The 5,940-nt window shown below is 39.2% G+C and carries 5 protein-coding genes; 4 read left to right on the top strand and 1 reads right to left on the bottom strand.

What is annotated here, in order from left to right; all coding sequences use genetic code 11:
- Nucleotides 1–257: 257 nt before the first annotated feature.
- The 4 genes from ACHAL6_RS15210 (at nt 258) to holA (ending at nt 5,261) form a co-directional block, all read left to right on the top strand.
- Nucleotides 258–1,568: a murein hydrolase activator EnvC family protein gene (locus ACHAL6_RS15210; protein ID WP_395271504.1), complete on the top strand. Its 1,311-nt coding sequence runs from the start codon at nt 258–260 to the stop codon at nt 1,566–1,568.
- Between the two features lie 422 nt (nt 1,569–1,990).
- Nucleotides 1,991–2,620, top strand: coding sequence for a sigma-70 family RNA polymerase sigma factor (locus ACHAL6_RS15215; RefSeq protein ID WP_395271505.1), 630 nt, complete (start codon nt 1,991–1,993; stop codon nt 2,618–2,620).
- Nucleotides 2,608–4,218 carry a ComEC/Rec2 family competence protein gene (locus ACHAL6_RS15220; protein WP_395271506.1) on the top strand — a complete coding sequence of 537 codons (1,611 nt, stop codon included), beginning with the start codon at nt 2,608–2,610 and terminating at the stop codon, nt 4,216–4,218. Before ACHAL6_RS15215 ends, ACHAL6_RS15220 begins: the two co-directional genes overlap by 13 nt.
- Nucleotides 4,218–5,261 (top strand): DNA polymerase III subunit delta, encoded by a 1,044-nt coding sequence (gene holA, locus ACHAL6_RS15225; RefSeq protein WP_395271507.1) that lies wholly within the window; start codon nt 4,218–4,220, stop codon nt 5,259–5,261. Before ACHAL6_RS15220 ends, holA begins: the two co-directional genes overlap by 1 nt.
- 238 nt (nt 5,262–5,499) lie before the next feature.
- Here holA and rpsT read toward each other — a convergent pair whose 3' ends face one another.
- Nucleotides 5,500–5,763 carry a 30S ribosomal protein S20 gene (rpsT, locus tag ACHAL6_RS15230; RefSeq protein ID WP_395271508.1) on the bottom strand — a complete coding sequence of 88 codons (264 nt, stop codon included), beginning with the start codon at nt 5,761–5,763 and terminating at the stop codon, nt 5,500–5,502.
- Nucleotides 5,764–5,940: the final 177 nt, after the last annotated feature.

Here is a 5,940-nt window from a genome sequence, read left to right on the forward strand (position 1 = left end):
CTTTCGGTATGCTTGATTGAAATGATTGTGAATATCCGACCTGCAGCTGAAACTTCGACGAAGTTACTTCCACTGCATATAGGGGCAATACATAGAAAAACAGAACCATGTTGTTAATATTCAGTAAATTCTAATATTTAGACTATTACAATAATACACTGTGGTATAAAATAGAAATATAAATGTGAAACTTGTTAATAAACCTTAATTTATCTCTTAAATTAGTGTAAAATGACTTTATGAGTCAGGAGGTAAGTATGAAGAAAAAAATTGCAGGAGTTGTGGCTACGCTATTAATAACCACATCCGTTAATGTTTTTGCCACAGATACAACGAAATATAAGAATCAGATCGAAGAAAACAACAGCAAGCTCAGTGAGCTTACAGACGAGAAAAAGGAGATTCAGAGCAAGAAAAGCGAGATCAACAGTGAACTGAAAAAAGTCATTGAGGATATTAATGCGCTTTCCAGCGAAGTGAGTCTTTTAAATAGTAGTATTACTGAAAAAGAATCTAATATCACCCAGAAGGTTCTTGATATCCAGGCAATGGAAAGCAAGATCATAGAGCTGGAAGAAGATATCAAAGTCCAGAATGAGGAAATCAGAGGACAGGAAAAAGAGTTGGCCATTCAAGAAGGGATTCTCTCTGATCGTGTAAGAGCTGCATATAAGTTCAATTCATTTGGAAGCATCATCTTCACACTCATTGAATCTACAAGTATCGTGGATTTCACTGAAAGGTTGATGTTCATCGAGAAAATGGCGGCGAAAGACCGAGAGGTCATGGAAATCATTGATAGTATAATTTCAGATCTGGAAGAAAGAAGAACTGAACTGGAAGTGAGCAAACAGGAATCAGAAGATTTCAAGGTGAAACTTGATACCGAAAAAACCGCTTTAGAGAATGAAAAGGCTGCTCTGGTAAATGAAAAGGCAGTAGTTACAGATAAACTTTCTGAACAGAAGTCCTTGGAAGAAGCAAAGAGAACTCTTATTGCGAACATGACTCAGGAAGAACAGGAACTTGCCAACAGCATTGGTGACATCATGGATGAGAACGCAGCTCTGGAAGCAGAAATTCAGAAGGTGATCAGAGAAGCTCAGGAGAGGGCAAGAAGAGAAGAGGAAGCCAAGAAGAAGGCGGAAGCTGCTAACACCAATACAGGAAGCGTTGTATCATCAAGCGGATATGTACGACCTACCTCAGGTAGAATCAGTTCACCATACGGATACAGAATCCATCCGATTTACGGAGTGAGAAGAATGCACACTGGTGTTGACTATGCGGCGTCAAGTGGGACTCCGGTTGTATCAATTAAAAGTGGAACAGTCATTCTTAGAAAGTATAATTCAAGTTATGGCAACTACATCATCGTGGACCATGGCGGTGGAATTTCTTCTCTATATGCTCATCTAAGCGGATTTGCAGTGAGTTATGGGCAGAGTGTGAAACAGGGTCAGACCATCGGTTATGTAGGCTCTACAGGGGCAAGTACAGGACCTCACCTGCATTTTGAGATTCGAATCAACGGACAGCATACAAATCCAGCAAACTATGTAAAATAGAAATCTGAAAGAGAGCGCAAGCTCTCTTTTTTATTGCCGGAAAATCGGAATTTTATTCACATTTTTACAGTATATATTTTTCGTCAATGTTTGATTATTTGTTTAGAATAATTCTGAATCTGATCAGAAATTTATAGAATAGAACTGAGGGACTGATCCTTAAGAAACCAAATATATATTTAATTAAGTTGTAATCAAATTTGAAATGGCAATTAATTATACAAATATATGAAAAGTAAAGTATTATATATTTATATTGATAATATTATAACAATCTTTAAGATTAATATGAAATTTTATTTATTGACCAATGAATTTTAGGAAAATAGCATACGGGTTCAATCCTTTCAATTATGTCGAGTGGTTCTGCTTGTGGAATTCCGTATTTCCCTGTAATTTAAGGGCAGATAGTTAGAAAGGAGATGATTTTTATACATTGTAATGAAGAACTGATTGAAAGAATAAGAAAAGGGGATCGCGTAGCAGAGGAAGAAATCATTGAGAACAACAGAGCACTGATCTACAAGATCATCAAGGATTATTACTATGCCTCGTCCAATCCAACGGATATGGAAGATGTTTTTCAGGCGGGATGTCTGGGGCTCATAAAGGCTGTGAAGAACTTCAAACCTGAAATGGGCAACAAGTTCATCACCTATGCATATTATCTGATCAGAGGTGAAGTGCAGAGAATGTATGAACATCACGCAAAAAGAGAAGTAACGATTTCTTCCATCCAGCTCAGAAATCGTGAGGGATATGTCATGGAATCACAAGAGGAAATTGTGGAATACATAAGGAGTGATAGAGGAGAATCGGAAGATGCCTGGAATCACCAAAAAGATACACACAATAAGATCCTCATTGAAAGTCTATTGGACCAGGTCACACCACTTCAGAAAGAGATCCTGGTCTATAGATACTACGAAGATCTTTCTCAGCAGGAAATCGGAAATCTGATCAATAAATCACAGGTGTTTGTGTCGAGGGAAGAGAAAAGAGCCCGTAAGAAATTACTGACGCTTATGGAAAATAAAGAGTGCATGTATTAGTTCTATCAGTAACGCTCTTTATCGTAAGCCTTTATCTCCTATCTGTTCAGGCATTCTGGCTTTTTGGGGCAGTGCTTCTTTCACTTGTCGTGATGCTAGGCAGACTCAGAAAGGATATGCTCTTGATGATCCTGGTCATGCCGCTACTTGCCGTGATTTCACTTTCGCTTTACTACAGACCTCAAGTTCCTGAAGAAGTCAGAGTGATCAAGGTGTACAGTGGATCCATTGTGGTGCAGAAGGGGTTTAGAAATTATCTGATCAGAGAGACAGTATTTGACTGCAGAGAAGGTGACCTCGTTCAGGGGCAATTTGACGCTGTGTTTCTTTCACCCGATGGAAGCGGATATGCTGGGAATCTTACCGTAGAAAATCCTGTGATTGAAACGGATTCAAGGTCTAGGCTGATTTCTATAAAAAAGGAACTTGCCTCTACACTTGCTGAAGTGTACGGATACGATAGCGGGTCGCTGATGTCATCACTTGTGTTGGGGGTGAAGGATGATATCAGTGAAAAACGAGAAGGAGATATGAAAAGCATGGGTATCATGCACATTCTGTCTATTTCAGGGTTTCATTTCGCCCTACTGGAGAATATGCTGAAGAAACTGAAGCTGGGCAGGAAAAGTATTCTGATCATCGGATTTTATGCGTATTTCATCAGCAGTATTCCTGGATATAGAACACTTCTGACGATTTTATACAGGACAGCAGGTTATTATTTGAGAAGAGACCCAGATCCGGTCACAGGGGTTTTTGTGGCCATGTTCATACAGACTTTTCTCAGTCCCTGCATCATCTTCAAAATCGGATTTCTGCTCACTTATTTATCCACACTTGGTATACTTCTTTTTCATCAGAAAATTCTCAGTGGTATGCATCATCTGCCATCATCCGTTTCCATGTCTTTGTCTCTTACGCTGGCAGCGCTTTCCTTGTCTTTTCCGGTGATTATTTCCTTTAACCCTGAATTTTCTCTTGGAGTATTCATCGGGAATCTGGTGCTGGTTCCACTTTATGCTGTTGTGACATGCCTTTCCTTTATCTGTGTGTGCATTGTTCCATTTGAATGGCTTGTCTTCCTCGTTCTTCCTTTTGCAGAGGCGTTTTCTGAGCTCACATATCATATGGGGCGTTTTATGAGTCAGTATATCCTGACGCTGAATCTTGAGCATATCATCTATCATTATGCGTATTATGTTTTCCTGATTGGAACAGCGTTCAGAAGAGGAGCGCTGAAAAGAGGGATTCTTCTTCTTACTGTCATTTTACTCTTAGGTTTGCCATGGGGTACAACAGTGAAAATTTATAATAATTTCGGTGCTCCTTTTATCAGGATTACACATAATTTTGAGAATTATGATATCATGGATTATAGGATTGCTGAGGCCGGCTACATAACGCTTCGGAAAGAAGAGAAGCTCAATCTTCAATCCATGAATCTCAAGTTCAGACCATCTGAAAACGAACGGGAGATTCCACATATTTTTGTGAATGATAAGGAACTTGCACTGCCAAGAAGAATAGATTATTTTGGGGGTGTGAAAGTCTTGCACAAGTATGTATTCTGGAATGAAAGGGTTATGAAGGTAAAATAGTGGATTACTTGGAGTTAAAGGAAATAGTTAAAAAAGGACAGAAGAGAGCATACTTCATCTTTGCTCAAGATGAACAGCTTATTTTTCAGGTCAGGGATGAGCTTAGAAAGAGAGTTGTACAGGAAGACTCCTTGAGTCATATCAAGTTAGATGGTAACAGGTGTACCTATGAAGAGATACAGAATGCGATTTCTACCTACTCGATGTTCAATGAGGATATTCTGGTGGAGATGTCAAACTGCCATTTCATGGATGGAGGTCAAAGTTCTCCTATGAGAGAGCTGATTGAGGAATACCTTCAGGATCCCAGAGAGGATCTGTATTTTATCGGTTACTACAAATATGAGAATGAGTTGAGCAAGAAGAATTTTTACCTGGACAGGCTAAAGAAGAAAGTGAGCCCCATAACAATCATAGAGGGAATAGATTCTCTCAAACCAAGAGGAATGGTAGGACTGATTGAATCTCTTTTTGAAGAGAGAGGGGTAACTGTAAACAAAAATATTGCGCCTTTCATCAGTGAAGTGTTTAAAGGAAACTCTCTCCAGCTGGAGAAGGAAATCGAAAAGCTCCTTGCCTATACTGCTGGAAGAGAAATCAGAAAAGAGGATATTCTGGCAATAATGGAGATATCCGATGAGCGGCATGTGATGAATCTTCTTGACCTGATCTTTACGGAAAGAGGTCTTGGAAGAAATATTAAAGATATCCTCAATCTGGTGAATGATCTCATATATCGCGGAGAGAAAGCGGAGATGGTCATAGGTCTGATCGGATCTAGGTTGAGACTGCTCTTCAGAATCAAGATACTCAAAGAAAAGAATGCGACGACACAGGATGTCATGAAGCAGCTTAAAACCGGAAGTGCATGGTATGCAGATCGAATGACGAAAATCGCAACCGCCATATCCATCAGCGAATATCATAAGCTTTTCAAAGTGCTGCTGAATCATGAGCTGATACTCAAGACCACTTCAGTGGATACCATGTCTCTTCTGGAGATGCTGATACTTTCCGTGGTGAATGCAAGAGATACAAAATAATCAGTATGGTCTAGTCGTTTTACAGCCAGTGAATCTGGGTGCTGGAACGACTTTTCATTTGGCTTATGCTGATGAGTTCAACAATCTGTAGTGATGATCTGAAGTTGGTTGTGGTTGTTATTGCGCTGCTTTCAGTCTATGAAAAAAGAGCTGAGGTGAAGTCAGTTGATCCGACCTCTCGACAGCCCCGATAAAGGTAAAAACCCGAGCAGTAAATCTCTTTACTCTCGGGTGATGATTATGCTAATTTGTTTAACTTAAGTGTAAGTCTGGACTTCTTTCTAGAAGCAACGTTCTTATGAATTATTCTCTTAGATGCAGCCATATCTATGGACTTAATTGCAGAACCCAGAAGTACCTTAGCTTCATCCGCGTTACCTGCTTCAATTGCAGTTTCGTACTTCTTGATCGAAGTCTTAAGTGCAGATTTCACCATTTTGTTTCTAAGTGTCTTGGTTTGTGTTACCTTGATTCTCTTCTTTGCTGATTTAATATTTGCCACTTTTTCACCCCCTCCAATAATATTTCGATAATGTCATTTTTCAACATTACCTAAAGGGTTAACTCTAGCAATTTGGGGAAATATGCTTGCGAGTCTTTAACATTGGTATTATATCATCATAAACATTTAGTTTCAAGCATTTAAAGTGGAAATCGCAAAAGAAATAATCCAGTATTT

The organism is Proteiniclasticum sp. C24MP (assembly GCF_043951855.1).
GTDB lineage: Bacteria > Bacillota > Clostridia > Clostridiales > Clostridiaceae > Proteiniclasticum.